The following is a 25,418-nucleotide window of genomic DNA, read 5'->3' as shown; positions in this document are numbered from 1 at the left end:
CGGACCGGGTGTGATGGCGCCGGCTCCGGTGGACGAGGAATGCGGCGACTGGCCGCATGAGCTGAGGAGCCCCACCGCGCCGACAGTGGCGATGACGGCGACAGCCAGCCCGGCGGCAGCGCGTGATCGCCGGCCCGGTGTGCGAAAGCTCAGGTTCATGGTGTGTCCGTTCGTCTTTGATTTCTCTTTGATTTCTCTTTGATCAGGCGGAGACGGCGGCTGCGCCGGCTGGGCGCACGCGTCCGCGGGAAAGTGCGGTGGATACCGTGTTCACGAGCGTGTGCCCCTCACGGACCCGGCGAACGAGCATGGGTGCTGCCCCACATCGACCGCTCGCCTCGACGCGCCTCGGCGGTGCACTGCCCTTGCGCACCGCGAAGACGCAGGCAGCATGCGGCAGTTCCCCCTGCGGGGAGCCGACAGCGACTCGGGGCCGGTCGGCGCCGCCCGTACGTCGAGAGCCGCGTAGAGCCGTCGACGTGGTACGCACTGGGCTGCGCGGGGGCGCCGGCTTCGATCCACGGTGCGGGGTGAGCGTGGTCGGAGCCAGGAGCTGGTACGTGGCGTGGTTCGGTCACCTCTGATTCCATCCTTTGTCGCACGGGGCATCGATGAGGAATTTGCGTGATAGTGGGCTTTTGTCCGACTCCACGGGCAGCGAGGGTCCCACGGTTCAGTGGGAATGCATTTTTGTGAGACTTCTTGGTGTCGCCGCAGGTCAGCCGCCCTCCCCGGGTGCCGCGCACACCTGGGCCCGGTGATGCCGTAAGGCTCGCGGGGACACATCGCCCACGGCGCTTACGGAGCGCCACATGAGCCGTGCCGTGCGTCACGGAACGAAGCAGTTTATGTGCAATGATCGTCATATGCCCTGGAGTCTCCGAAAACGTGGTCCAAGGACCGATCCGGATCGCTCCGCGCACCGTGTCTCTGGTAAAGGGACCCTTTCGACCGCGGATGAGGAACTGCTCCGCACGCTGTACGCGGAGCACGCAGGGGCCCTTTTCCACTACGTGCTGCGACTGACCTCGGGAGATTGGCAATGGGCGGAGGATGTGGTGCAGGAGACGCTGCTGCGAGCGTGGCAGCATCCCGCCGCGTTCGACCCCGCACGCGGCCCGGCCCGGGCATGGCTGTGTACGGTCGCCCGGCGCCTGGTGATCGACGCCCACCGGGCCCGGCAGGCCAGGCCGGCCGAGGTCGGCGGCGAGGCGCTGGAGCGAGTCGCCGAGCAGGCACAGGGCGGGGACGAGATCGAACAGGCACTGCAGAGCTGGGCGGTTGCCGACGCCGTCCGGACGCTGTCCCCGGACCACCGCGCCGTCCTGCTGGAGACCTACTACCGGGGCCGGACCATGGCGGAGGCCGCACGCGTGCTGGGCATCCCGCTGGGCACCGTGAAGTCGCGGACGTACTACGCCCTGCACGCCCTGCGGCTGGCGCTGCGGGAACGGGGCATCGAGCCATGACCGTGGCCCGCAGGAGGTGGCGACCATGAGCACGGAGCGCGACGCCCTCCGGCTGGCGCTGGGGGGATACGTCCTGGGCACGCTGCCCCCGGCGGAAATGGAACAGGTCCGCGCCCACCTCGCGGAATGCTCCGAATGCCAGGCCGAACACACCCAGCTGGCGGGACTGCCCGCGCTGCTGGCAACGGTGACCGAAGCCGAAGCATCAGGCCAGGCGGTGCCGGCCGCCGACGAGAACCTGGCCGACCGGCTGGTGGCGCGGGCGGCCGAGAGCGCCCAGGGCTCCTCGCCCGCACGGGCCGCCGTGCCTGCGGTGCCGCAGTCGGGTGTGCTGGAGGGGCTGCTCCATCAGGCCGCGGACCGGCGCCGCAGAACCTGGCGTCTGCAGCTGGCCGGCGCTGCCGCCTCGCTGACGTTCTTCGCGGCAGCGGTCGGCGGCACATGGCTGGCGGCTGTCGGGTCCGTGAGCAGTCAGGCGACGCCGCCCGGGCCGACCGCGCCGACTGCCTGGCGCACTTTCTCGGGAAGCGATCCCACCACCGGCGTCTCCGCCTCGGTGAAGGTCTCGCCCTCTGCCTGGGGCAGTGTCCTGCAGGTCACCGCCAAGGGGGCACCCGCCGGAATCACCTGCCGACTCCAGGCGGTCGGACCCGGCGGAGCCAGAGCGGACGGCGCTACCTGGCGTGCAGGCGAATACCCTCCAGGCACCAAGATTCCAGGGGCGGTTGCCATGTCCGCTGACGCCATCGAGCACTTCGAGATCCTCTCAGGCAGCGGCCAGAAGCTCGTCACGATCCACGCGTGAAGCGAGGGAAGTCCACGCGCTTCCTTCGTCGCGGTGGGCTCCTGACGCACCGAGACCGACTCCTCGCGTCCCGGCGCGGCCTGTGGGAAAGGCGAGTCGTCCGCGACAGCGCCGCCCGCGGCGCACCCTTGGCGCCCACGCACTGCCCCTGACGTAACCACGGCTGTCCCACGCGCCCCCGGGGCCGGTCAGCTACTGCGGGTGCTTCGCCGGCACTGTCTGTCAGTGGAGGACTGCGCCGGCACCAGGGCAGTCTTTTCTGCGGCTCGGTCGCGGGACTCAGGCCCGCGACCGTCACGCGGCTTGCGGGCACTGGCGAGCCGGCCACCACGCCGGGGCCCCGGGTCCGGCTCATGGCGCGCCGACCGTTTCCGGGAACTGGTCGACCCGACCTCCGGCTCCCGTGAACAGGTCCAGTCCTCAAGCGACTTGATGCACCTCGGTCAACACCGAATGAGACCCAGGATGTCTGCATGCCGAGTGCCGCGACCTGGCCGGTGCCCGGTCCGGCCGAGGACGGCATCGAGCTCCGGTTGAGGCGAGTGAGCCCAGCCGGGGCCGCCGACATCGACGTGAAACGCAAGAAATCCAGCAAAAGGGTCGAATCGCTCGAACCGTTCGGTGTGCGTCGCCCGTGGAACTGAATGAGCGCGCCATACAGGCTCCGGCCTACCGACAGAGTCCCGAAGTCGTTGGCGGGTCTCCCCGTTCCGGTCTCCGCACATCCACAGAAATGCCAGAAGACCATGTTTGCAACCGATTCCCCCAGCCCGAGTCCATTGCTCGACCAGCCCCGCCGCCACGAGGCGCTGCTCACCCTGCCCGCGCAGAAGACGCACGTCTCCGCCGCTCGTCACTTCGCGGGCGATCTGCTGGAGACCTGGAGCGTGCCCACAGGCGATCGGGACTCCGCTGTTCTCATCGTCGACGAACTCGCCGCCAACGCCGCCCAGTACGGCCGCGAGCGCATGACCGTGCTGCTCGCCCTGGACGACGGCACTCTGCACATCGTGGTCACCGACTCCGGCATGGCCGTGGAGCGCCATCGCCCCGACAGGGCCCCCGACGAACACGGCCGAGGCACCGGCATCGTCCAGTACCTCGCCCAGTCGACCGAAATCCACCAGACACGCGGCGGCCGCGAGGTCCGCGCCTGCCTCAGGTGCTCGCGATGACCGGGCCGGGCGTTCTGCACGAGTCGAGTCCCTCTGCCGGGGCCGGCACCGGAGCGCGGCGTCGGGTCACCAGGGGCACGTGCAGCGCCGGGGCACCCGACGACCCCGCCGAGCGGGCCTTCGCGACCCACGAGCCCTGCCCCGTCGACGGCTGCCCAGGCCTGGTCCAGGTACCCATGCGGTCCGCGGCACACCCACCGGCCCTCCGCCACGACACGGTGCCATGTCGACGCTGCGGCACCGGCCCCTGCGTACCGGCAGAGGTGTCCGGCGTGCACGTCACCCCGGGCAGCGGCGCGGACATCACCTCCCCGTCCCCGCAGGAGGTGTACGCGAATGCGCCGGACCTACGCCGCGAGATGCACCGAGTGCTCGCTCTCGGGGCCGAGCGTGACGGTCGTGCGGCCAGGCCCGTCACCGGCCCCCCGGTCGATGCGCGGACCGCCGAACGCGCCTGGCTGCTGCGCCGCGCCGCCCTCATGGACCGGATGGCCCTGGACAGACCTGGCCCGGTCGCAGCCGCCGCAGAAACCGCCGAGCAACTCGTCCAGTACGACCGCCGCCACCCCGACCTGGTGGCGGGCCCGCACCCTCCGGACGCGATCACACGCGCCCCCGACCACCGCCTCTACGTCCGTCAGGAGTACGCCGCCTGGACGGCCGCCGGGCGCCCCGGAAGCTGAACCGACCCCAACCCGACAAGGAGCAGGACGCATGACCAGCAAGGACATCGGCACCCGGCACGCTCCCGCGGTGGCCGACCCGCTCCACTCGTGTCGCCTCACATACCCGACAGTCCTGCGTGAACTTCACGCAGAGCGGCGGCAAGTACGTTCACGCCAGGGAAAGCTGATGAGCGCACCGTGGCAGAACGCAAAGCCCCATCGGCAGTTCCACGCACCCGAGCATGGTTGCTCCCAGGGACAGCGGCTGAGCGTCCATCCGTTCCTAACGCCCCCGCACGCTCCGCCGGCCGGGCAGCCCGACGCGTTCGAAGGGGTGGTGTGACGATGTTCCGCAATGCCCTGGAGCCCTGGCACCTGCTGATCCTGGCCGCGGTGGTGGTCTTGATCTTCGGATCGAAGAAACTACCCGACACGGCCCGGGCGCTGGGCAAGTCCATGCGGATCCTCAAGAGCGAGGCCGAGGCCATGAAGGGCGACAGCACCTCGAACGAGCCACGACCCGAGCCTGCACCGGGACCGCGAACGGTCCCGGGCGCTCCCGGAGACACCGCCCGCAGCGCGCCCACGGACAGCACGACCAGCCACTGAGACCGAGCCCGGTCCTGCGCCCCCTGGCTCTTCCCCGTACGAGACGCTGCCCGAAGCCTCCCGGGCGGACGATCAAGTACTGACGCAGGCCGGCAGTCTCCGGTCTGCCGCACGAGATGAGGACGCGGCGTGCCCCAGCCAGTCCGCAACAACAACAAGCATCCCGAGGCACGGATGCCGCTTGCGGAGCACCTTCGTGAGCTCCGCAACCGGCTGGCCAAGGCCGTCCTTGCCATCCTGGTCGTCACCATCGCCGCGGCCTTCTCCTACAAGGGAATCATCAACTTCTTCACCAGGCCGGTGCTGCACTCGGTCGGCTGCCCGACAGACTTCGCACATCTGGCCAGGCAGACCGGGGGAACCGCCTGCGCGCGGATCACGATCAACGGTCTGCTCGCGCCCTTCACCTTGGCGTTGAAGGTGTCCCTGATGGCCGGTGCCGTGCTGGCCTCGCCGGTATGGCTGTACCAGTTGTGGGCGTTCGTTGCCCCCGGCCTGCACAAGCACGAGCGAAGATATGCCTACGCGTTCGTCGGCGCGGGCGTCCCGCTGTTCTTCGGCGGCGCCTTCTTCGCCTACAAGGTGCTGCCCACGACCGCGAAGGTGTTGATCGGCTTCACCCCGCACGGGGTGGAGAATCTGCTGCCCTTGGATGATCTGCTCAACCTCGTCACCCGGATGGTGGTCGTCTTCGGTCTCTCCTTCGAGATGCCACTGCTTCTGGTGATGCTGAACCTCACCGGGGTGCTGTCCGGCCGGCGGATGCTCGGCAGATGGCGCGGCATGATCGTGGGGATCACGGCCTTTTCGGCTGTGGCAACGCCGAGCACGGACCCCCTGACCATGCTGGCGCTGGCCGCGCCGATCTGGATGCTCTATCTCTCCGCCGTTGCCTTTTCGCTTCTCAACGACCGGCGCAAGGCCCGAAGAGAGGCAGAGGGGCCCGGCGACGACGAGATCTGCGACCTCGACCTCACACCGCAGGACATCGGCGAAGTGGAATCGGTGGCCGCCAGCCAGGCCCTGCCCGCGCCACCGGATACTGACGACGACCGCGCGGCGGGTAAGGCGGTGCAGTGAGTCAGACCGCTTCCGCCTCCATCCGGACAACCCGGCGCACATCCCTCCTACGCCTTGCGGGACTCGCCCTCGTCCTGCTCCGGGAGCGTCGCGGGATCGCGCATACAGGGGTCCCGTACTGGTGAGCCCCAAGAGTGAACGCTTAAAGGCGGGAGGACGGGGAACGACGCCGTCGGGGAGGGTGCGGGCTGCGCCGGCTGCGAGCCCGCGGCGGACAGCTAGCGGCCAACTGACCTGGATCTGCACAGGCTCTGACAGCTTGTCACATGCCTGTCGACACTGCCTGGCCTGAGCCGTTCCGGCCCCGGCTCCGGGCGCCCCGCGTCCTGTCCGGAAGCCCCTCCCCCGTCAAGTCGCGTCGCCGGGGCATCCGTTCCCCGCGGTCGGCCTCTGTCCGCACTCACCCGGTGATGGAGGCCCGGAAGTGGTAGCGGTCGCCACGGTACGCGGCCGCGGTGAGTTCGAGGGGCTGTCCGTTCTGGTTGAAGGCGAGCTGGGTGGCGACGAGCACAGGAGTCGCGTCCGTGATCTCGAGCAGTCGCCGCTCCTCCGCCGTCGGGTGACGGGCTTCCACGGAGTAGTCGGCGACCTTTGGCAGTTGGGGCGGGTCGGCGCGGCGGAGTGTGGCGAAGAGCGTGTCCTTGGTGAAGTCCGTCTCCGCCAGCTTCGGGCACAGGGCGAGAGGCAGCCGGTTGTGCTCCAGCACCACGACGATGTCGTCCAGGTAGCGCAGTCGGCGCATCTCGAAGAGTGAGGCCCCCGGGCCGACCCTCAGCAGTTCGGACTCCTGAACCGTGGCAGGCCGGACCCTGGCCTCCAGGACCGAGTCGCGCAGCCGTAGTCCCTGCTGCTCGGCGTAGTCGGCGAAGCCCTGCACCGACTGGGCCGCCGCCTGACCGGGTGCCGACGGAGGCGCTGTGGGGGCGACTCGTTCGTAGCCCTCGGCGAGGAACCATCCGCGGGCCGGCGCGGACTCGATGATCTCGCGCTCCGCGAGTTCGTTCAGGGCGGAGCGAAGGGTGACGCGCGAGACGCCGTACCGGGTGGCCAGCGCCCGCTCCGACGGCAGTCGGTCTCCCGGCCGGGCACCCTTCTCGGCGATGTCGTCCAGGAGGCGTCCGGCGACCTGGGTGTACAGCGGCAGGGCGTCCCCACTCAACAGCCCTTGAGGAATACCACGATCCGAAGAAGACATACCAGATGTATACCAGTTTGGAGCAGACCAGTTGCATACCAATGACAGACCATTGACGTGCCAGAGATGAGACCAGTACCGTTCCAGTCACGTTTCCGAAGGCGCGCCGACAGATGCGGCCGAGCCCTTCGGAGAGCCCTGGAGCGATCATGTGGAACCCCTTGGACGAAGTGGTCCGCCGCCAGAAGGCAGGCGAACCGCACGGCATCACCTCCGTCTGCTCGGCCCATCCGCTGGTCATCGAGGCGGCGGTCCGCCAGGCCCTCGCCTCGGGAGGCACCGTCCTCGCCGAGGCGACCTCCAACCAGGTGGACCAGTACGGCGGCTACACCGGCATGCGGCCCGAAGACTTCCGGGAACTCGTGCACGGCATCGCCGTCGAGCACGGGCTGCCGCTGGACCGGGTCGTTCTGGGCGGAGACCACCTGGGCCCCAACCGGTGGCGGTCACTGCCCACTCAGTCGGCGATGGCCGAAGCGGACGAGCTCGTCGCGGCCTACGTCCGGGCGGGCTTCACGAAGATCCACCTGGACTGCGGCTTCGTCTGCGCCGACGACGCAGCTCCGCCGACCGACAGCCTGGTCGCCGAGCGCACCGCACGCCTGGTGCGCGTGGCCGAGACCACCGCGGGCGACTCCGCCGACACCCTTCGCTATGTCATCGGAACCGAGGTGCCGGTGCCGGGAGGGGCGCACGAGACGCTGGAAGGCATGGCCGCCACCAGCCCGCAGGCGGCTCGCGTGACGCTGGAGCACAACCGGCGCGCGTTCGAGGAGCACGGTGTGGCCGGGGTCTGGCCTCGTGTCATGGCCCTGGTCGTACAGCCCGGCGTGGAGTTCGACCACCTCCAGGTGTTCGACTACCGGCGGGAGCGGACGGCCGAGCTGCGCACGGTCCTCGCCGACGAACCCGGCATGGTCTTCGAAGCCCACTCGACCGACTACCAGACGGTGGACGCACTGGCCGGCCTGGTGGAGGACCACTGGGCGGTGCTCAAGGTCGGCCCCGGCCTGACGTTCGCCCTGCGCGAGGCCCTGTTCGCGCCGGCCGACATCGAGGACGAACTCGTACCGGCCGGATCCCGGTCCCGGCTGAGCGAGGTGGTCGACCGGCGGATGCGTGACGAGCCCTCCTGGTGGGAGGGGTACTACGGGGGCGACGCCGCCGATCAGCGGCTGGCCAGGCGCTACAGCTACAGCTACAGCTACCGCATGCGCTGCTACTGGCCCGACCCCGAGATCGCCGCGGCGCAGGACCGGCTGTTCACCAACCTCTCGGGCCTCGACATCCCGCTCCCTCTGCTGAGCGCCCACCTGCCCGACCAGTACCGGCGCGTGCGGACCGGGGCCCTGGCCGCGACGCCGCGCGACCTCGTGGTCGATCACGTCCGTGACGCCCTGCGCGACTACGACCGTGCATGTCGAACCCATGACAAGGAGTACGCGTGAAGACCACCACCCAGGACCTGGTGCCTCAGGACTGCGGGGCCGACCACACCACCGCCGAGATCGTCCAGCAGCCCGACGTGTGGCGTGAGGTCGGGGCGATCGTCGCCGGTGGACGCGAGTCCCTGGACGCCTTCCTCGCACCCCTGCTCGCCGACGAGGACCTGCGGATCGTCCTCACGGGAGCCGGTACCTCGGCCTTCGCCGGAGAAGTCGTCCGGGCCGCGGTCGCGCGCGCCACCGGCCGACGCACCGATGCCGTCTCCACCACCGACATCGTCGCCGACCCCCACGCGTCCTTCCCCGAGGACGTCCCCACGCTGCTCGTCTCGTTCGCCCGGTCCGGGGACAGCCCCGAGAGTGTGGCGGCGACCCGGCTGGCGGACCAGGTCCTGGCACACGTGCACCACCTCGTCATCACCTGCAACGGCGCCGGGCAGTTGGCACGCCTCCACGGCGAGAGCGCCTCCTCCCACGTCCTGCAGATGCCCGCCGCGTCGAACGACCAGGGCTTCGCCATGACGTCGAGCTTCACCTGCATGCTCCTGGCGTCCCTGCTCGCCCTGGGCGCGCTCACCACGGACGCCGTCGAGGCCCCCGCCACGGCGGCCGAGCACATCACCGCGGGCGCCCTCGGCCCGCAGATCGAGGCGCTGCTGGCCCGTGAACCCGAACGGCTGGTGTACCTGGGCAGCAGCAGCGCGCTCAAGGGGCTGGCCCAGGAGTCCGCCCTGAAGCTGCTGGAGCTGACCGGAGGCGCGCTCGTGGCGTCCTCGGAGTCCTCGCTCGGCTTCCGCCACGGCCCCAAGTCGGTCCTGAACGACCGTACGGCCGTCGTCGTCTACGTGTCGAACGACCCCTACACGCGCCGCTACGACCTCGACATCCTCGCCGAACTGCGCGCGGGGCTGGCGCAGGGCAGCGTCGTCGCCGTCTCCGCGTCACGGGACGGACTGCCCGACGACGGCACCTGGCTGCTTCCCGGGCTCACGGATGTCGACGACACCGTCCTCGCCCTTCCCGCGGTGCTGTGTGCGCAGTTGGTCGCGCTGCGCGCGTCCCTGCGCCAGGGCATCCGGCCCGACAACCCCTTCCCCTCCGGGGAGGTGAACCGCGTGGTGCAGGGCGTGACCGTGCATCCGCTCCCCCAGCGACGCGACGACGTCGCCTGACAGCGTCCAGATAAAGCCGAGCGGAGGAACAACGATGTTTCTGGGTGTGGACGGCGGAGGCACCAAGACGGCCTTCTGCCTCGTCGACGGTGCGGGCGCCATCAGGGCCCGGGCGGTCGCGGAGGGAGCCTACTACTTCGCGGACAACGCCACCGGGGGTGTCGAGCACGTCGCGCAGGTCCTACGCGAGGGAGTCCGGGCCGTGACGCAGGAGTCGGGCATCACGCCCGCGGACATCGCCTACGCGTTCCTGGGCCTGCCCGGGTACGGGGAGGTGCCCGGCGACGTCGCCGCGCTGGACGCCGTCCCCGGCGAGGTGCTGGGCCACCGGCGCTACGCGTGCGACAACGACATGATCTGCGGCTGGGCCGGATCGCTCGGCGCGGTGGACGGCATCAACGTCATCAGCGGCACCGGATCGATGACCTACGGCGAGCGCAACGGCCGCGGTGTGCGCACCGGAGGCTGGAGCGAACTGTTCAGCGACGAGGGGTCGGCGTACTGGATCGCCGCCCGCGCGCTGAACGTGTTCTCCCGGATGAGCGACGGCCGACTGCCCGAGGGTCCGCTCGCGGAACTCCTGCGCCGCCATCTCGACTTGACCACGGACCTCGAAGTGATCGACGTCGTACTCAACCGGTGGCAGGGGCACCGCAGCGAGATCGCCTCGCTGAGCCCCCTCGTGGTGGAGGCGGCCGGACTGGGCGACACACAGGCCGCCGCCGTCCTCACCCAGGCCGGACAGGAACTGGCCCTGCTGGTGGACAGTGCGCGCCGTCGGCTGGGCTTCGCCGCGACCGAACCCGTCCCGGTGTCCTACTCGGGCGGAGTCTTCGGCTCGGCCGCCGTACTCGACGCGTTCACCACCGAACTCCGCGGCGGCACGGCCCGCTACGAACTGCGCCACCCCCTGTTCGAACCGATGGTCGGCGCGGCCGTCTACGCGGCGAAACTCGCCGGAACCCCACTCGACGACGCAGCGCTCGCCGCCCTGCGCTCCACCTCGGGGATCACCACCACGGAGAACCGCCATGCGTGACCAGAGAAACTGGATCCTGTACGCGGGTCTGCTCGTCCTGTTCTGGGGCGTCTGGGGAGCGTTCTCGAGCCAGCCCACCGAACGGTACGGCTACCCGAACGAGATGATCTACGTCATCTGGGCCTTCACCATGCTGCTGCCGGCGGCCGTCGCGCTGCGCCGGGAGCGGTTCGACCGCAGGCCGATCGCCGCGGTCTACGGGCTCGCGGCGGGACTCACCGGGGCGGGCGGTCAACTCCTGCTGTTCCAGGCGCTGTCCAACGGCCCCGCCTACCTGATCTTCCCGGTGGTCTCGCTCTCCCCGGTGATCACCGTCCTGATGGCCGTGGCCATGCTCAGGGAGCGGATCGGACGACTGGCCGTCATCGGCGTGGTCGCCGCGCTGATCGCCATCGTGCTCATCAGCATCCCCGCGGGCGACCACGGCTCGGCCGGCACCGGGTCCTGGCTGCTGCTGTCCGTCCTCATCTGCGTGGCCTGGGGCGCCCAGGCGTTCTTCATGCGCAAGGCCGCCCTCGCCGGCGTCAACGACGCCACCACGTTCGGGTGGATGACCATCAGCGGTCTGCTGCTCGTCCCCGTCGCCGTCCTCATGATGGGCGGGCTGCCCGACGCCCCGTGGCAGGCTCCGGCACTCACCGCCGCTACCCAGGTCCTCAACGCCGCGGGGGCGCTGTTCCTCGTCATGGCGCTCAGCCGCGGCAAGGCCAGCGTCGTCGCACCGATCACCAACGCCCTGGCACCCGTCCTCACCATCGTGCTGTCGCTGGTCATCTACCAGACGCTGCCCACGATATGGGGAACGATCGGCATCGTCCTCGCCCTCGGCGGATCCACTCTGATGGTGTACGCCGACGAGAAGCGCGAAGAGACCCCCGAGCCCCGCCTTCCGTCGGCGCCGCTGGCGGGCCCGTAGGCACCCCGCTCTCCGGTGGTTCGGATCACGCCAGGCCCGCGCAGGTCGGCCTGATCCGAACCACCGCACACGGACATCGCAGGTTCAGACAGTCCCCGCGCGAGGAGCACACACATGCCTCTGGCCCCCACCGGCGAGCTGGTCGCCCACGCCGCGACCGAACGCCGTAGCGTCACCGCCTTCAACGTCATCACCCTGGAGCACGCCGAGGGAATCATCACCGGCGCCGAGGCGGCCGAACGGCCCGTGATCCTGCAGATCAGCGAGAACGCCGTGCGATATCACAGGGGCCAGCTCCTTCCGCTCGCTCTGGCGGCGGCCTCGATGGCCCGGTCCAGCGCGGTCGAGATCGCACTCCACCTCGACCACGTGACCGACGTGGAACTGCTGCACCAGGCGGCCGACTGCGGTTTTTCCTCCGTGATGTTCGACGCCGGGGCCCTGCCCTACGCCGAGAACGTCTTTGCCACCGCTTCGGCGGCGCGCTGGGCCCACGACGCGGGGCTCTGGCTGGAAGCCGAACTGGGCCATGTGGGAGGAAAGCCGGACGCCCCCGCGAGCGCGCACACCGCGGGTGTACGCACCGACCCGGCGGAAGCCGCCGACTACGTGGCGCGCACCGGCGTGGACGCCCTCGCGGTCGCGGTGGGCAGCAGTCACGCCATGACCGAACGGTCGGCGACGCTGGACCAGGCGCTCATCGAACGGCTCCGAGAAGCGGTTGCGGTCCCTCTGGTACTGCACGGCTCCTCCGGAGTCCCGGACGGCGAACTCCGTTCCGCGGTCCGAGCCGGCATCGTGAAGATCAACATCGGGACGGCGCTCAACATGTCCCTGACCCGGGCCGTACGCGACACACTGCACTCACTGCCCGCACTGACCGACCCGCGCAAGTACCTGGGTCCGGCCCGCGACGCCGTGGCCACCACCGTCCACAGCGTGCTCACCATGCTGGCGCACTGACCGTCACCGGCTGCCTGGACGCCTCGGTTCCCGAGGTGACCCAGGCCGGTGACTTCACCGCCGCGCTCACCCTGGGCACCGCCACGCCGTACTCCGTACCGCGGGTACCGGTCAGCCTGAGCGACGCCGGCAGCGCGCCGAACCGCACGACGGCGTCACCGTCGGCATGACCTGGGCGTGGAAGGGTGGGCCGGCCCCTGCGGGCCCACCCGTGCCCGAGGTGAACCCGGCTGTCCCGGCTCAGTCGATCCGGGAGGCAGGGCCGCGCGAACCGGGCTGGTGGCGCGCGAAGTAGTCGGCGAGGTGCGGGGCGAGAGCGGGGACGTCGACCGGGGTGCCCCCCGAGCGCAGGGACGTGGTGGCCGCGATGCCGGTCGCGACGGCCTCCCGGGCGGCGACGGGCGACGTCTCGGTCGAGCCGCCGTACGCGACGAAGCGCAGGAACTCGTCGACGAGTGACTGATCCGCACCGCCGTGCGCGCCGTCCGCCGCCTCGGTGGGGGGAACGGTCAGATCGGCCTTGGGCCGGTAGCCGGAACGGCGCCGGTTCCACACCTTGATCGACGGGGCGTCGCCCTCGATGCCGTCCCCGAGGTTCTCCATGCGGCCCTCGTCGCCGATGACGGTGTAGTTGCGCCAGTAGTCGGGTGTGAAGTGACACTGCTGGTAGCTGGTGAGCACTCCGTTGTCGAGGCGGGCCAGCACCATGCTGATGTCCTCCACGTCGATGACGGGGTTGAGATCGCGCAGCGCCGACGGCGGCCAGACGCCCTCGTCGAACCAGTCCTGCACCCGTTGCGGGCCCTGGGGCCGGGTACGGCGGTGCGGGCTGGCTCCGTAGACGGACAGATCGCCCAGCGCGGTCACCGTTCGGGCGTAGCCGCCCGCGAGCCAGTGGATCGCGTCCAGGTCGTGTGCGCCCTTCTGCAGCAACAGGCCGGTGGTCCGGGCCCGTTCGGCGTGCCAGTCCTTGAAGTAGTAGTCGCCGCCGTGGCCGACGAAGTGCCGGCACCACACGGCCCGCACGGTGCCGATCGCCCCTTCGTCGACGAGCCTGCGCATGGTGCGCAGGACCGGCAGATGGCGGAGGTTGTGCCCGACGTACAGCCGGGTGCCGGTGCGGGACGCGGCGGCCAGGACCCGGTCGCAGTCGTCGAGTCCGACGGCCAGCGGCTTCTCGACGAACACGGCGACGCCGGCTTCGAGGAAGTACAGGGCCGGCACGGTGTGCAGGTCGTCCGGGGTGAGGACGAAGACGGCGTCGAGGTCGTCCGTGAGCATGTCCTCGTAGCGCTCGTGGACCTGGACGTCGGGCCCGAAGAGCTTCCGGGCGTCCGCGCGGGCGCGCTCGGACGGATCCGCGCACGAGACCACGCGGGCCGAGCCGGGCTGCTCGGCCAGGACCGCCAGCCCGGCTCGCTGGCCGGTGCCTACGACACCGACGCGCAGTTCCGGCGCGGCAGGCCGGTCGGCCATGAGGCATCCCTTCGTCGCGGACAGGGAGACATGGCCGACGCCCGGACGTCCTGGGCCTGTCGGAGGGTCGGCCGTGGTGCGCGGCGGTGGACGGTCCCGGACCGGCGGAGCGTCCCCGGTTGGGCCGTCACGCCGACGACCTTAGATGCTCGAAGGTGCTCAATCAACGCTTACATCAAGCAGTTTCAAGCATTTCTTTCTACGCTCGGACGTCGTCGCCGACGTGCCGCCGAGGGGGGCACGAAGGCGATGCCCGGGGACCTCGACCGCGAAATACACCGCGGTCCGCGCGCCGCGGTGACCGGCCGCCGGCCGTCGCGACCTGCCATGCGGACCTCCAACTCGCCTCGCCAAAGCGGGACTTCGCCACCGTTGACATCCTCACAGGCGCTCGCTTTACTCTCGGACTACACCGGAGCCACGTGCTCCGCGTTCAGAGGCACGCCCAGCCGGTATGCAGGCCCCGCGCCGCAAGCCCGGCCCAAGTCGCCAGGACACCCCACTCGTCCGAGGCGGGGACGTGCCCGCTTCCTCTGGAGCTCACGACATGAGCCACCTCGACACCACCACTCTCAAACTCATCGGCACGGTCATCGGCGCGGCCGCGCTGACCGGCGCTCTGTTCGTCGGGGCACCCTCGACGCAGGCGGCGACCGTGTCCCTGCCGCCCACGCACACGGGCTTCGACTACCAGATCGGCGGCGCCTACACGCCGCCCACCGGTGTCAAGGTCGTCACCCGTGACCACACCGCCTCCCCGGCCGCCGGCCTGTACAACATCTGCTACGTCAACGCCTTCCAGGCGCAACCGGGCGCCGAGGGCGAGTGGGCGTCGGACCTGCTGCTGCGCGACTCCGCGGGCAAGGTCGTCTACGACAAGGACTGGGGCGAGGCACTCCTCGACGTCGGCACGGACGCCAAGCGCCAGCGGATCGCCGGCCAGATCGGATCGCAGATCGACGGCTGCCGGGACAAGGGCTTCCAGGCCGTCGAGCCCGACAACTACGACAGCTACAGCCGCTCCGGAGGCCGCCTGACGGCGAACAACGCACAGGCGTTCATCAAGCTGCTCTCCGCCCGCGCCCACACGGACGGTCTGGCCATCGCCCAGAAGAACACCCCCGAGCTGGCCGGCAACCGCACCGCCAACGGCCTCGACTTCGCGGTGGCCGAGGAGTGCGGCCAGTACGACGAGTGCGGCGACTACACCAGCGCCTTCGGCAACAACGTGATCGTGATCGAGTACACCAACTCCGGCAAGTCGAAGGCGTGCAGGGGGTGGGGCGGCACGCTGAGCATCGTCCAGCGCGACGTGGACGTCTCGCCGGCCGGCAGCAGTGGATACGTCCGCAAGACCTGCTAGGCGCATCCCGCACTGATCGCGTCCTTGGGCGCGCCTGACACGCGTGTCGGCCTGTGACGGCGCACCGAGCCGCCGTAGGCCGGCATCGCCTACACCCGCGCGGACAGACCGCGCCGTCGGCCATGAAACCGCGCGTCAGCCGGTCGACGGCTGGTGGCATACGGAGACTTGATGCTCAGTCATGCAGGTTTCACCGGCGTTTCACGCAGATCCAGTCACCGCTTCCCTCTTGACAGCTACCCGGCACCGTCGTTTAACTCCTGATCAACGCCGTAGTCGAAGCACTCGGCGGCAGAGGTACGCCCAGCCGGTAGCTGACCACGCGCCAGAAGTCCGGACTGAGTCGCCAGGACCAGGTCGGTGTCCGAGGCGGGGACGTACCCACCATGTTCTGGGGCTTGGACATGATCCGTCTCCATGCGACTCCCCGTGGACGGCGAGGCACGACGACCACGGCCGGTCGCGCCTCACGTGCGGGTCGCCCCCTGCGGTCACCCGGCGCCCGCACCCGGCCGCCCTCGCTGCGGAGCACACCCGCACCGCCGACGGCAGCCGTTCGCCGACCGTCCCGCTCGCTCCGCGCCCGACGCTGAGCACCGGCCCCGCGGCGCTCCGGTCACCCGAGACCGGCCACACCCAGACCCGCCGGGACCACGCTCCGTCGCCACGGCCAAAACGCCGTACACCGGACGCGCCTCCTGCGCACAGGCGCGTGTCCCACAGCCCCATACGGGAGGTACCCATGCATGCGGTCACCCGCAGCGCACAGCCCCGACGGCGCACCGTGCTGCGCACCGGCGCCGCTCTGGCCACCACGGCGGCCGCGGGCCTGTGGACCTCCGGCTGCGCGGCGGGCGGCGACGACGGCGTGAGTGCCGACGGCACCGTGACGATCGAGATGTGGCACGGGCAGACCGACACCGGCAAGAAGGCCATGGAATCCCTGGCCGACTCGTTCATGCGCAGCCACCCCCGCATCCGGGTGGAGCTGGGCGGCGGGGTGCTCGCCGACGCGATGCTCCAGAAGGTGACCGCGGCCCTCGCCGCCGGCTCCTACCCGGACATCGCCTACATCTTCGGCTCCGACCTGGCGAGCGTCGCCCACAGCCCTCAGGTCGCCGACCTCACCGACATGGTCGGGCACGCCGGCACGCCCTGGACGAACTACTGGCTGCCGGCCCGCCAGGCCGTGACCGTCAACGGCCAGGTACGCGCCGCGCCCGCGCTGCTGGACTCGCTCGCGGTGGTCTGCAACCGGAAGCTCTTCCGGCAGGCCGGACTGCCGCTGCCCGAAGCGGACTGGCACTGGGACGACTTCGTCGCCACCGCCAGGGCGCTCACCGACGTCGGCCGCGGCCGATTCGGCACCGGTTGGCCGGGCGTCGGCGACGAGGACACCGTCTGGCGCATGTGGCCCATGATCTGGGATCTGGGCGGGGACGTCGTCGCCCACGACGGCAAGCACATCGGGTTCGGCGGCGACGCCGGGACCCGCGCCCTGGAGGTGGTGGCCGCCCTCGCCCGGGACAAGAGCGTCTACGTCGACCCGAAGCCGGGCAGCGAGCAGATGTACCAGGTCTTCCTGTCCGACCGGATGGGCATGGCCGTCACCGGACCCTGGCAGCTCCCCGACATCCGGCAGGCGAAGATCGACTATCACGTCGTCCCGCTGCCCACCTTCTCCGGCCGGCCGGTGACCATCAGCGGACCCGACACCTGGACGGTGTTCGACAACGGCGCCGCCCGCACGAAGGCCGCCAAGACCTTCGTCAGCTGGCTGATGCAGCCCGCTCAGGACGTGCGCTGGGACATCGACGCGGGCAGCCTCCCGCTCAGCCGCCGCACCCGCGACCTGCCCGCCTGGCAGCACCAGGAGAACGCCGCCGAGGGCCTGGACGTGTTCACCAAGGCACTGGACTCGGCCCGCGTGCGCCCCGTGCACGCCGCCTACCCGCAGATCTCGCAGGCCCTCGGACAGGCCGTCGTCGCCGTGCTGCTGGGCCGGAGCAGTCCCGCCCAGGCACTGCGCTCCTGCGCCGCCGACGCCAACGCCGCACTGCTCATACCCCGCTGAGGAGATCCGCCGTGTCCCGAGTGCCCACCCCGATCACTCTGCCCCGGCCCCCGGACAACCGGCGCGCCCTGCGCCGCAGACGGGCCGCCGAGTCCACGATGGCCTGGACGTTCGTATCACCCGCGGTCCTGATCATCCTCGGTCTCGGCGTGGTGCCCATCGTCTGGTCGCTGCTGCTGTCCTTCCAGGCCGACGACCTCGTCACCCCGAGCCGCTGGGTGGGCCTGGACAACTACCGCGCCCTCGCCCAGGACCCCCACTTCAGCCAGGCCGTGCACAACACCCTGCTCTACACCGGGCTGTACGTTCCGGCGAGTATGGTCGTGGGGCTGCTGCTCGCCCTCGCCCTGAACCGGCGCATCCGTTTCGTCGGGCTCTACCGCACCCTGTTCTTCGTCCCGTTCGTGGTCTCCTCCGCCGCGCAGGGCGTGCTGTTCTCGTTCATCCTGGACCCGCAGTTCGGCGCGGCCAACGCGGTACTGCACTACCTCGGGATCCCGTCGCAGGGCTTCCTCAACGATCCGTCCCAGGCGCTGCCCGTGCTGGTCGCGATCAGTCTGTGGAGCGGTACCGGCTTCTGCATGGTCATCTACCTCGCGGCGCTGCAGGACGTGCCGGCCTCGCTGATCGAGGCGGCGCGGCTGGACGGCGCCGGCCGCTTCCGGATCCTGCGGCACGTCACCCTGCCCACGCTCAGACCCGTCTCGGTGTTCCTGCTGCTGTGGCAGACCATCGAGGCCCTCCAGACGTTCGACCTCGTGTACGTCACCACCAAGGGCGGACCCCTCGGATCCACCACGGTGATCGTCTACTTCATCTGGGAGCAGGCGTTCAAGAACGCCACCGCGGGGTACGGCGCCGCCTCCGCCTACGTACTGGCCGCGGCCCTGGGCCTGATCGGCCTGGTGTTCCAGATCGCCCGCCGCCGACTCCAGGGAGCCACCGCATGACCGCCGTCTCCGCCCCGGCAGAGGCCGCGCAGGGCGCCCCGACCGCCCGGCCCGACACCCGCCGGCGACTCCGGCGCCTGCCGTTCAGCCCCTGGCACCTGCTGCTCGCGCCGATGGCCCTGCTGTTCGCGGTACCGCTCATCTGGCTGGTGCTCAGCTCGGTGATGAGCAACGCGGAGATCAACCGCTTCCCGCCGGCGCTGTGGCCCTCCCGCCTCGACCTGGGCGGCTACCGCTACGTGCTCGGCAACGCGATGTTCCCCCGCTGGTTCGCCAACTCGTTCCTCGTCAGCCTCGTCACGGTCACCGCGAACCTCGTGCTCGGCACCCTGGGCGGTTACGCGTTCGCCCGGATGCGGTTCGCCGGCTCCCGGCTGCTGCTCGGCCTGATGCTGGCGACGATGGCGATCCCGTTCCAGCTGACGATGATCCCCACGTTCCTGGTGATGAAGCAGCTCGGCCTCATCGACACGCTCGGCGCGCTGATCGTGCCGTCCCTCGTCACGCCGTTCTCGGTGTTCCTCCTGCGGCAGTTCTTCCTCTCGCTGCCCCGCGAACTGGAGGAGGCCGCCTGGATCGACGGCTGCTCACGGCTGCACGTGCTGTGGCGGATCGTGCTGCCGCTGTCCCGGCCGGCCCTCAGCACGGTGGCCGTCCTGACGTTCCTCAGCACCTGGAACGACCTGACCTGGCCGCTGATCGCCATCAACCACGACACCCGGTACACGCTCCAGCTCGGCCTCACGACCTTCCAGGGACAGCACCACACGCAGTGGGCAGCCGTGATGGCCGGGAACGTCATCACCGTGCTGCCGGTCCTGCTCGCCTTCCTCGGCGCGCAGAAGGCGTTCATCCAGTCGATCACCTCCACCGGTCTCAAAGGCTGACCCCACTCGTCACCCGACACACCACCCAGGCGGGAACACCTCAGTGCCGCACACCTTCGATCTGCCCGACACCGGTGACACCGGCCCCGACATCACCGTCGGTCCGCTCGACGCAACGCCCCTCACGGGAGCGGTTCGCTTCGGCGCGGTCCGCGAAGCCGCCTCCACCCGTGCCTACGACGGTACGACCGCACAGCCCACGCGGGATGAAGTCCTCCCCCGCCCTTCCGAGACCGAGGAAAGCCCGGTATGACCACCACCAAGATCGTCCTCATCGGCGCAGGCAGCGTCGTCTTCACCCAGGGACTGCTCGCCGACCTCCTCGCGTTCCCCGAACTGAAGTCCGCGCGCATCGCGCTGCACGACATCGACACCGAGCGTCTGGCCACCGCGCACGCGGCCGCCGTCCGCATCGCCGACGCCCTCGGCGCCACGCCGGACGTCACCGCGGACACCGACCGCCGCAAAGCCCTGGCCGACGCCGACTTCGTCATCAACATCGTGCAGATCGGCATGGTCGAGGCCACCCGGACCGACTTCGAGGTACCGGCCCGCTACGGCGTACGCCAGACCATCGGCGACACCCTCGGCATCGGAGGCATCTTCCGCGCCCTGCGCACGTTCCCCTTCCTGAAGGATCTGGGGCGGGACATCACCGAGGTCTGCCCGCAGGCCTGGCTGCTGAACTACACCAACCCCATGGCCATGAACGTCCAGTACCTGACGCAGGCCACCGGCCTGACCCGGGTGGCGGGTCTGTGCCACTCGGTGTACTGGACGATGCGCGACCTCGCCGACCTCGTCAAGGTGCCCTACGAGGAGATCAGTTACCACGCTGCGGGCGTCAACCATCAGGCGTGGGTGCTGCGCTTCGAGCACCAGGGCCGGAGCCTCTACCCGAAGCTGGACGAACTGATCGCCTCCGACGACCAGTTGCGCCGCAGGGTCCGGGTCGACATGTACCGTCGGCTCGGCTACTACCCCACGGAGACCAGCGAGCACTCCTCCGAGTACGTTCCCTGGTATCTGCACCACGACAGCGAGGTCGAACGGCTGCGGCTGCCGATCGGCGAGTACCTCAAGATCGTCGACGAGAACGTCGCCACCTACGAGAGGACCCGCGACGCGCTGGCCGCCGGGACGCCGGTCGCCGTCGAGGGGACGATGGAGTACGCACCGCAGATCATCCACAGCATGGTGACCGGCACCCCGCGTACGGTCTACGGCAACGTCCCCAACCGGGGCCTGATCGACAATCTGCCTGCGCACGGCACCGTCGAGGTGCCGTGTCTGGTGGACGCGCTGGGCGTCCAGCCCACCCGCGTCGGCTCCCTACCGCCTCAGCTCGCGGCGCTCAACCGCACCTATCTGAGCGCGAACGACCTGGCGGTGCGGGCGGCCGTCGAGGACGACCCGCGGCACATCAGGCACGCGGCGATGACCGACCCCGCCACGGCCGCGGCCCTGCCGGTCGAGGACATCTGGCGCCTGTGCGACGACATGGTCACCGCCCACGGCGATCTCCTCCAACCGGGACTGCGCACCCGTCTGGGTTCATGACCGACCGCGGACGCACCCGCGCGCCACCGCGACGGCCACCGAACGCCCCCGCACCCCGCTCGTTCCGGAGAGCCCCGGACGGCCCATGGCAGATCCAGTGGCACCGCAGCTCGTGCGACGTCACGGACCCGCCGTACGATGACAGGCCTCCATCGGGTGAGGTGTGGCCGCTGCCGCTTCAGCTTGCTCCGAGCAGATCCGCGGCCCTTTCTCCGATGACGATGGCGGGGGCGTTGGTGTGGCCGCGAACGATCGTCGGCATGATCGATGCGTCCGCAACCCGCAAGCCCTCTGTCCCTCGTACGCGAAGTTGCGGGTCCACGACCGAGGAATCGTCGCTGCCCATCCGGGCTGTTCCGACCGGGTGGTAGAGAGTGTGGGCGTGATCGGCCAGCGCAAGGGCGTCACGCCGGTGACGGGACAGGCGCTCGCCTCCCGGGGGCATGAGGAAGCGGCCCGAGGACAGCCCTCTGGCGGTGAGCCGCTCGATGATCTGCTCGCAGACGTCGAGCCCGGCCATCAAGGCCTCACGGTCGGTCCCGCCCGCGTCCGTGAGGTAGCACGGGTCGATAACCGGCTTGTCGAGCGGATCCGGTGAGGCGAGTCTGATCGATCCGGTGCTCTGGGGCCGGAGAAGGACCGCGCCCACCGTGACACCGTGTCCGGAGGGCTTGACGAGACCTTCACCGATGAACGGCACCGGGGCGAAGACGATTTCGAGGTCGGGGAGTTCGAGCTCGGGGCGACTGCGGACGAAGCCGTACGCTTCGCCGACGTTCGAGGTGAGCATGCCCCGGCGGCGGACAAGGTAGTTCAGGAGCTCGCGGGGCCGCTCGGCGGAGAACAGTGTCCTGTCCGGCACGTCGACGACGAGTCCGGAGATGAGGTGGTCGGTGAGGTTGGCACCGACCTCAGGAGAGTCCACGAGGACGTCGATTCCCCGTTCGCGCAGGTGCGTGGCATCGCCGATTCCGGAGAGCATGAGAAGTTGCGGGGTGTTGACCGCGCCCCCGCTGAGTACGACCTCACGGTGTGCCAGCACCTTGCGTGCGACGCCCCCTGTGACGTATTCGACTCCGACGGCGCGGCGGCCCTCGAAGAGGACGCGGGTGACGTGCGCGTCTGTGATGACGTGCAGGTTGGAGCGGCTACGGGCGGGCTTGAGGTAGCCGTCCGCGGTGCTGAACCTGGCTCCGCGTCGCTGGCTCACCATCGTCTGCGAGAAGCCGGTGGGCGTAGCTGTGTTGGCGGGCTCGACGGTATGGCCGAGCTCCTTGGCGGCGTCGAGGAAGGCAGCCGTGTGCGGGTTCGGGTTGCGCTGCGACTCGATGGTCATGGGGCCGGAGCGTCCATGGTCCGGGTCGGTGGCGCCTGAGATCCCTTCCACGCGGCGGAAGTAGGGCAGCAGGCCCTACCACGACCAATCCGGTCCGCAGAGGTCGCCCCACTCGTCGTAGTCGGCGGCGAACCCGCGCACCCACATCATGGCGTTGATCGACGAAGATCCGCCGAGCATCCGGCCCCGGGGCCAGTAGACAGGACGCCTGGAGAGTGGGGTCTGCGGAACCGTCGTGTAGTCCCAGTCGAGTTCGGTCTTGAAGAGCTGGGAGAAAGCGGCAGGGATGTGAATGGCCGCCTTCCTGTCCGGGCCGCCCGCCTCCAGCAGGGCCACCGAGGCCGTACTCTTCTCGGTCAACCGGCCGGCGAGAGCGGCTCCGGCCGACCCGGCTCCGACGATGACGTAGTCGACGCTGTCGAGCGCGGTGCTCATCGGTCCCCCTCGATCACGCGGGCATCCAGCGTACCCATGTCCCCGGTCCGCGTCACCGGTCGGCTGAGGGGGTCCCCGTGTGTGTCCCGGAGCTCGCGCTTGCGGATCTCGCCGATGGCGTATGGCGTTGATGGGCAGGGCATCGAGAAACTCAACCGGACGGGGGCACTTGCAGCCGGCCATCTCTTCCTTGCACCAGGCGATCAGTTCCTCCTCGGAGAGCGCCGCTCCAGGGGTAAGGGCCACGCAGGCCTTGATTTCCTCGCCGGGGCGCTCGTGAGCAGTTCCAATCCTTCGGGCAGGTGGCGGTGCGGCAGGACGAATTCGTCTGCCGCTCTCGCCGGAAGAGGTCGGCCAGTTCGACGGCGACTTTCTCGGGCGGGCCGGTGAAGCCGAGGTGCAGGCTTTTCTGCCGGTGCTGGATCGCCAGCTGCCTTACGGTTCGTCCGTGATGGGTTCGCGGCCAGGTCATGCCCCCGCTGGCACAGCTCTTCTCCGAGAGCTTCGGCTTCTTCGAGCAGAGTGAGCGGAATCGGCTGGTCGAGCGGGAGTTGGATGAGCTGCAGGCGGGGCTCACCACTGTCTACAGGTATGCGACGGCCTTGCCGATGTCGATGCCGTCGACCCATTCGCGTTCCAGCGTCAGCGTTTCGGCGTCGGTGGCGCCGAGGATCGCGACGACGGCCGCACCCTCCGGCGCGAGACCGAGCGGGTCGTCAACGAGATCGCCCAGGGGCTCCGCACGTTGGACGCCGGCGTGGACTGGTTCTCCGGCCTCGACCCGACACGCCGGCAGAAGGTTCTGCAGGAAGTCGCCGGCTACGCGATGCAGGCGCACATTACAGCTGCGGACGGCCGTGCGGGGGTGGCGCGGTCCGGTGTGAAGCCCTCGGCCAACCCTTCGGTGATGATCTGCATGGACCCGCCCCGCTACGGGTTCGCGGACCTGCCCTCCGCCGAACACGTCAAAGCGTTCCGCGTCCTCGTTTCCGTATTCGCCACGGCCGACACCCGCCGCCGCGAGACGCACTGCAAAGGCACCTGCGGACATGCATGGCACCACCTGCCGGCGGCAACCGAGCAGCTGTAGCATCGGGCATTCCGGCTCTGACAAGGCTGGGTATCGGGCAAGCCCCTCCCGTGCGGCGCCCGGTCAGCTCACCTGGGCGCGTTCGGCTTGGGCTTTGGGGTGAGCGAGGAGGTAGGACTCGGTAGCGGTCTGGATGACGGCGCCCTTGAAGGTCAGCCGGTCGACGATGGCCGCGCAGAGCCGGGGGTCGGTCTGAACAGCAACGACATGATCAGGCGCCTCATGAGCGAACCGAGTCGCCAGGCCGCACCCGGCAGTACCAACAGCTTCCACGACTCTGGGCCGGCGCCTGAACCCGACCATGCAGCACGCCCCGGGCTCAGCACCGTGGAAAAGCTGCCGAGCCCCACATCTGTCCCGTGGTTCAGCGGGCGGCCGCAACATGCGGGCCGACCAGGTTGTCGACCGCGGTCAGCAGGTCCGCCGTCGGCATCATCCCGTCGAGTACGAGATCCGCCCGGGCCCGGGAAGGGGCGACGAAGTCCGCGTGACGTTCGCGGCCACTGTTCAGGTAGTTGCGCAGAGAGATCGCCGGGTCCTGGCACTGAATCTCGATCTTGCGCAACAGCTTCCGGGCCAGGCGCACGTCATCGGGTGCATCGACGTAGATCCCCCAGGTGGCCTGACCAGCGATTTTGGGAAGAGCGAGGGCGAACAGACCCTCGACCACAACCAGGCGGTACCGGCCGCTGGTAGCCGCTGCGTCAACCGCGGCAGCCGCTGCGTCCTCGTCGATGGAACCGGGATGGTTCCAGTCCAGCGTTTCGGCACCCGTGGCGCTCAGCGTGCGCATCCCGCGCTGTGGATCGTGCGCGGGCACGTAGAAGTCGTCGAGGTGGATGAGAGCCACATCCCCGGGCCGGTGGAGCACGAACGCTTCCGCAAGGGTCGACTTGCCCGAGGCGGTGCCGCCTGCGACTGCCAGCACGGGCACGCAATGTCCTGCGCTCGCGACGTCCGTGATCCGCACCGGCATGTCTTCCCGGGGGAAGAGGCTGGCGCTGACTGCCTCGCTCAGGTGTGTGCCGGTTGTCCAAGGGGCGTGCTCGGCGGTCGTGGTGGTGTCGAGCGTGGTCATGGCCGCTGCCCTCCGATGGGGTGGGGTGCGTCCGGCACGGAAGCGTCCGGCCGGTCGCGGAGCAACGTGCTCGATCGGCGCCCAGGAGCCGCAAGCCGCCGCAGCCACCGAAGCGGCCACGGGATTATCCGTCGCAGGGGGATTGATACAAGAGCGGCCCCGCACCGGGGTGCAGGACCGGAGTGGTGAGGAGGTTATGTCGCGGAACCGCCGGCGCGGAACCCGGGGCTTGTTACGACTGCAGCACGATCGCCGACCGTCTCCCGTGGTCACGGCTTCCAGCCGCTCTCCGCCCAGCACCCCGCACCGACTCGGGCCGCTCGACCAAGCAAGGCGGACGGCGAGCTGGACGGTTCCCGCGCGGGTGTCCCACTCGCGTGGGCGGTAGCCGTTGACGCGTTCGTCGCCGACCTGTCCGTATTCGGCGTTGCAGAGGGCGTCGGCCTCCGCGGACATGAGCGCGTCGGCGAACGTCTTGACCATCGCGCGCAGCAGATCGGGACTCGCCGAGGCGAGGTTGTCCTCGGCGAGGGCGCGCAGGGGCGGACTGTCCGATGCGGTCATCGCGCTGATCTCCTTCGAGCTTCGGCACCTCGAAGATCAGCCGGTGGCCGTTCTCATATCCGGCCCCTCACT

22 protein-coding genes and 2 pseudogenes are annotated in these 25,418 nt (G+C 69.9%); 19 read left to right on the top strand and 5 right to left on the bottom strand.

From position 1 onward, the window contains the following. Nucleotides 1-866 precede the first annotated feature (866 nt). The 7 genes from ACWC24_RS18985 to tatC all read left to right on the top strand — a co-directional run bounded on the left by ACWC24_RS18985 (nucleotide 867) and on the right by tatC (nucleotide 5,803). Entirely contained in the window at nucleotides 867-1,469 is a 603-nt protein-coding gene (locus ACWC24_RS18985; protein ID WP_450663987.1) for a sigma-70 family RNA polymerase sigma factor, read from the top strand. A 25-nt stretch (nucleotides 1,470-1,494) separates the two neighbouring features. Beyond that, nucleotides 1,495-2,274, top strand: a complete 780-nt coding sequence (locus ACWC24_RS18980; RefSeq protein ID WP_450663972.1) for an anti-sigma factor family protein — start codon at nucleotides 1,495-1,497, stop codon at nucleotides 2,272-2,274. A gap of 473 nt (nucleotides 2,275-2,747) precedes the next feature. Continuing rightward, on the top strand, nucleotides 2,748-2,918 hold the full coding sequence (locus ACWC24_RS18975; RefSeq protein WP_450663971.1) for a hypothetical protein: 171 nt from the start codon (nucleotides 2,748-2,750) through the stop codon (nucleotides 2,916-2,918). Nucleotides 2,919-3,053: 135 nt separating this feature from the next. Then, nucleotides 3,054-3,449: an ATP-binding protein gene (locus ACWC24_RS18970; protein ID WP_450663970.1), complete on the top strand. Its 396-nt coding sequence runs from the start codon at nucleotides 3,054-3,056 to the stop codon at nucleotides 3,447-3,449. Nucleotides 3,450-3,721: 272 nt separating this feature from the next. Further along, nucleotides 3,722-4,132, top strand: coding sequence for a hypothetical protein (locus tag ACWC24_RS18965; protein WP_450663969.1), 411 nt, complete (start codon nucleotides 3,722-3,724; stop codon nucleotides 4,130-4,132). 327 nt (nucleotides 4,133-4,459) lie between these two features. Next, nucleotides 4,460-4,723, top strand: a complete 264-nt coding sequence (gene tatA / locus ACWC24_RS18960; protein ID WP_450663968.1) for a Sec-independent protein translocase subunit TatA — start codon at nucleotides 4,460-4,462, stop codon at nucleotides 4,721-4,723. Nucleotides 4,724-4,897: 174 nt separating this feature from the next. Beyond that, entirely contained in the window at nucleotides 4,898-5,803 is a 906-nt protein-coding gene (gene tatC, locus ACWC24_RS18955) for a twin-arginine translocase subunit TatC (protein ID WP_450663986.1), read from the top strand. Nucleotides 5,804-6,203: 400 nt separating this feature from the next. Here the strand turns inward: tatC and ACWC24_RS18950 are convergent, their stop codons facing one another. After that, nucleotides 6,204-6,998, bottom strand: coding sequence for a GntR family transcriptional regulator (locus ACWC24_RS18950; RefSeq protein ID WP_450663967.1), 795 nt, complete (start codon nucleotides 6,996-6,998; stop codon nucleotides 6,204-6,206). A 149-nt stretch (nucleotides 6,999-7,147) separates the two neighbouring features. Between ACWC24_RS18950 and ACWC24_RS18945 the strand changes: the two genes are divergently transcribed. The 6 genes from ACWC24_RS18945 to ACWC24_RS18920 all read left to right on the top strand — a co-directional run bounded on the left by ACWC24_RS18945 (nucleotide 7,148) and on the right by ACWC24_RS18920 (nucleotide 12,703). After that, a complete protein-coding gene (locus ACWC24_RS18945) occupies nucleotides 7,148-8,446 on the top strand; it encodes a D-tagatose-bisphosphate aldolase, class II, non-catalytic subunit (protein ID WP_450663966.1) in 1,299 nt (432 codons plus the stop codon). After that, nucleotides 8,443-9,615, top strand: a complete 1,173-nt coding sequence (locus tag ACWC24_RS18940; protein ID WP_450663965.1) for an SIS domain-containing protein — start codon at nucleotides 8,443-8,445, stop codon at nucleotides 9,613-9,615. Before ACWC24_RS18945 ends, ACWC24_RS18940 begins: the two co-directional genes overlap by 4 nt. Nucleotides 9,616-9,649: 34 nt before the next feature. After that, a complete protein-coding gene (locus tag ACWC24_RS18935; RefSeq protein ID WP_450663964.1) occupies nucleotides 9,650-10,654 on the top strand; it encodes an N-acetylglucosamine kinase in 1,005 nt (334 codons plus the stop codon). Further along, a complete protein-coding gene (locus ACWC24_RS18930; RefSeq protein WP_450663963.1) occupies nucleotides 10,647-11,570 on the top strand; it encodes a DMT family transporter in 924 nt (307 codons plus the stop codon). Before ACWC24_RS18935 ends, ACWC24_RS18930 begins: the two co-directional genes overlap by 8 nt. Before the next feature lie 114 nt (nucleotides 11,571-11,684). Next, the gene (locus ACWC24_RS18925; protein WP_450663962.1) at nucleotides 11,685-12,533 is read left to right on the top strand and encodes a class II fructose-bisphosphate aldolase; all 849 of its coding nucleotides are present in this window, start codon (nucleotides 11,685-11,687) and stop codon (nucleotides 12,531-12,533) included. A 35-nt stretch (nucleotides 12,534-12,568) separates the two neighbouring features. After that, nucleotides 12,569-12,703 carry a hypothetical protein gene (locus tag ACWC24_RS18920; RefSeq protein ID WP_450663961.1) on the top strand — a complete coding sequence of 45 codons (135 nt, stop codon included), beginning with the start codon at nucleotides 12,569-12,571 and terminating at the stop codon, nucleotides 12,701-12,703. Nucleotides 12,704-12,773: 70 nt separating this feature from the next. On the opposite strand, the gene ACWC24_RS18915 is transcribed toward ACWC24_RS18920, so the two are convergent. Continuing rightward, complete coding sequence (locus tag ACWC24_RS18915; RefSeq protein ID WP_450663960.1) at nucleotides 12,774-14,009, bottom strand: Gfo/Idh/MocA family protein; 1,236 nt, start codon at nucleotides 14,007-14,009, stop codon at nucleotides 12,774-12,776. 547 nt (nucleotides 14,010-14,556) lie between these two features. Between ACWC24_RS18915 and ACWC24_RS18910 the strand changes: the two genes are divergently transcribed. From ACWC24_RS18910 to melA, 5 genes are all read left to right on the top strand, one after another. Beyond that, nucleotides 14,557-15,372, top strand: coding sequence for an endo alpha-1,4 polygalactosaminidase (locus tag ACWC24_RS18910; RefSeq protein ID WP_450663959.1), 816 nt, complete (start codon nucleotides 14,557-14,559; stop codon nucleotides 15,370-15,372). 742 nt (nucleotides 15,373-16,114) lie between these two features. Beyond that, nucleotides 16,115-17,446: an ABC transporter substrate-binding protein gene (locus ACWC24_RS18905; protein ID WP_450663958.1), complete on the top strand. Its 1,332-nt coding sequence runs from the start codon at nucleotides 16,115-16,117 to the stop codon at nucleotides 17,444-17,446. Between the two features lie 11 nt (nucleotides 17,447-17,457). Continuing rightward, nucleotides 17,458-18,396, top strand: coding sequence for a carbohydrate ABC transporter permease (locus ACWC24_RS18900; RefSeq protein ID WP_450663957.1), 939 nt, complete (start codon nucleotides 17,458-17,460; stop codon nucleotides 18,394-18,396). Then, the gene (locus ACWC24_RS18895; protein ID WP_450663956.1) at nucleotides 18,393-19,283 is read left to right on the top strand and encodes a carbohydrate ABC transporter permease; all 891 of its coding nucleotides are present in this window, start codon (nucleotides 18,393-18,395) and stop codon (nucleotides 19,281-19,283) included. Before ACWC24_RS18900 ends, ACWC24_RS18895 begins: the two co-directional genes overlap by 4 nt. A 249-nt stretch (nucleotides 19,284-19,532) precedes the next feature. Next, nucleotides 19,533-20,843 (top strand): alpha-galactosidase, encoded by a 1,311-nt coding sequence (gene melA, locus ACWC24_RS18890; RefSeq protein WP_450663955.1) that lies wholly within the window; start codon nucleotides 19,533-19,535, stop codon nucleotides 20,841-20,843. 178 nt (nucleotides 20,844-21,021) lie between these two features. Here the strand turns inward: melA and ACWC24_RS18885 are convergent. Further along, nucleotides 21,022-22,905: pseudogene (locus ACWC24_RS18885) on the bottom strand (FAD-dependent oxidoreductase). Between the two features lie 466 nt (nucleotides 22,906-23,371). Here ACWC24_RS18885 and ACWC24_RS18880 point away from each other — a divergent pair. Continuing rightward, nucleotides 23,372-23,704 (top strand): DUF5958 family protein, encoded by a 333-nt coding sequence (locus ACWC24_RS18880; protein ID WP_450663954.1) that lies wholly within the window; start codon nucleotides 23,372-23,374, stop codon nucleotides 23,702-23,704. Nucleotides 23,705-23,767: 63 nt separating this feature from the next. On the opposite strand, the pseudogene ACWC24_RS18875 reads toward ACWC24_RS18880, so the two are convergent. Continuing rightward, nucleotides 23,768-23,896: pseudogene (locus tag ACWC24_RS18875) on the bottom strand (IS21-like element helper ATPase IstB); the annotation flags it as partial. Between the two features lie 172 nt (nucleotides 23,897-24,068). Beyond that, nucleotides 24,069-25,346, bottom strand: coding sequence for a transposase (locus ACWC24_RS18870; protein WP_450663953.1), 1,278 nt, complete (start codon nucleotides 25,344-25,346; stop codon nucleotides 24,069-24,071). Nucleotides 25,347-25,418: the final 72 nt, after the last annotated feature.

Source organism: Streptomyces sp. NPDC001443, assembly GCF_053597355.1.
The sequence above is the reverse complement of the archived record's forward strand: the minus strand, read 5'-3'. Positions and strand labels throughout refer to the sequence as shown.

Coding starts and splice junctions, on each gene's coding strand:
- ACWC24_RS18905 (WP_450663958.1), top strand. CDS start 16,115: ATGCATGCGGTCACCCGCAGCGCACAGCCCCGACGGCGCACCGTGCTG.
- ACWC24_RS18975 (WP_450663971.1), top strand. CDS start 2,748: ATGCCGAGTGCCGCGACCTGGCCGGTGCCCGGTCCGGCCGAGGACGGC.
- tatA (WP_450663968.1), top strand. CDS start 4,460: ATGTTCCGCAATGCCCTGGAGCCCTGGCACCTGCTGATCCTGGCCGCG.
- ACWC24_RS18980 (WP_450663972.1), top strand. CDS start 1,495: ATGAGCACGGAGCGCGACGCCCTCCGGCTGGCGCTGGGGGGATACGTC.
- tatC (WP_450663986.1), top strand. CDS start 4,898: ATGCCGCTTGCGGAGCACCTTCGTGAGCTCCGCAACCGGCTGGCCAAG.
- ACWC24_RS18895 (WP_450663956.1), top strand. CDS start 18,393: ATGACCGCCGTCTCCGCCCCGGCAGAGGCCGCGCAGGGCGCCCCGACC.
- ACWC24_RS18950 (WP_450663967.1), bottom strand. CDS start 6,998: ATGTCTTCTTCGGATCGTGGTATTCCTCAAGGGCTGTTGAGTGGGGAC.
- ACWC24_RS18915 (WP_450663960.1), bottom strand. CDS start 14,009: ATGGCCGACCGGCCTGCCGCGCCGGAACTGCGCGTCGGTGTCGTAGGC.
- ACWC24_RS18870 (WP_450663953.1), bottom strand. CDS start 25,346: ATGACCGCATCGGACAGTCCGCCCCTGCGCGCCCTCGCCGAGGACAAC.
- melA (WP_450663955.1), top strand. CDS start 19,533: ATGACCACCACCAAGATCGTCCTCATCGGCGCAGGCAGCGTCGTCTTC.
- ACWC24_RS18935 (WP_450663964.1), top strand. CDS start 9,650: ATGTTTCTGGGTGTGGACGGCGGAGGCACCAAGACGGCCTTCTGCCTC.
- ACWC24_RS18930 (WP_450663963.1), top strand. CDS start 10,647: ATGCGTGACCAGAGAAACTGGATCCTGTACGCGGGTCTGCTCGTCCTG.
- ACWC24_RS18985 (WP_450663987.1), top strand. CDS start 867: ATGCCCTGGAGTCTCCGAAAACGTGGTCCAAGGACCGATCCGGATCGC.
- ACWC24_RS18925 (WP_450663962.1), top strand. CDS start 11,685: ATGCCTCTGGCCCCCACCGGCGAGCTGGTCGCCCACGCCGCGACCGAA.
- ACWC24_RS18910 (WP_450663959.1), top strand. CDS start 14,557: ATGAGCCACCTCGACACCACCACTCTCAAACTCATCGGCACGGTCATC.
- ACWC24_RS18945 (WP_450663966.1), top strand. CDS start 7,148: ATGTGGAACCCCTTGGACGAAGTGGTCCGCCGCCAGAAGGCAGGCGAA.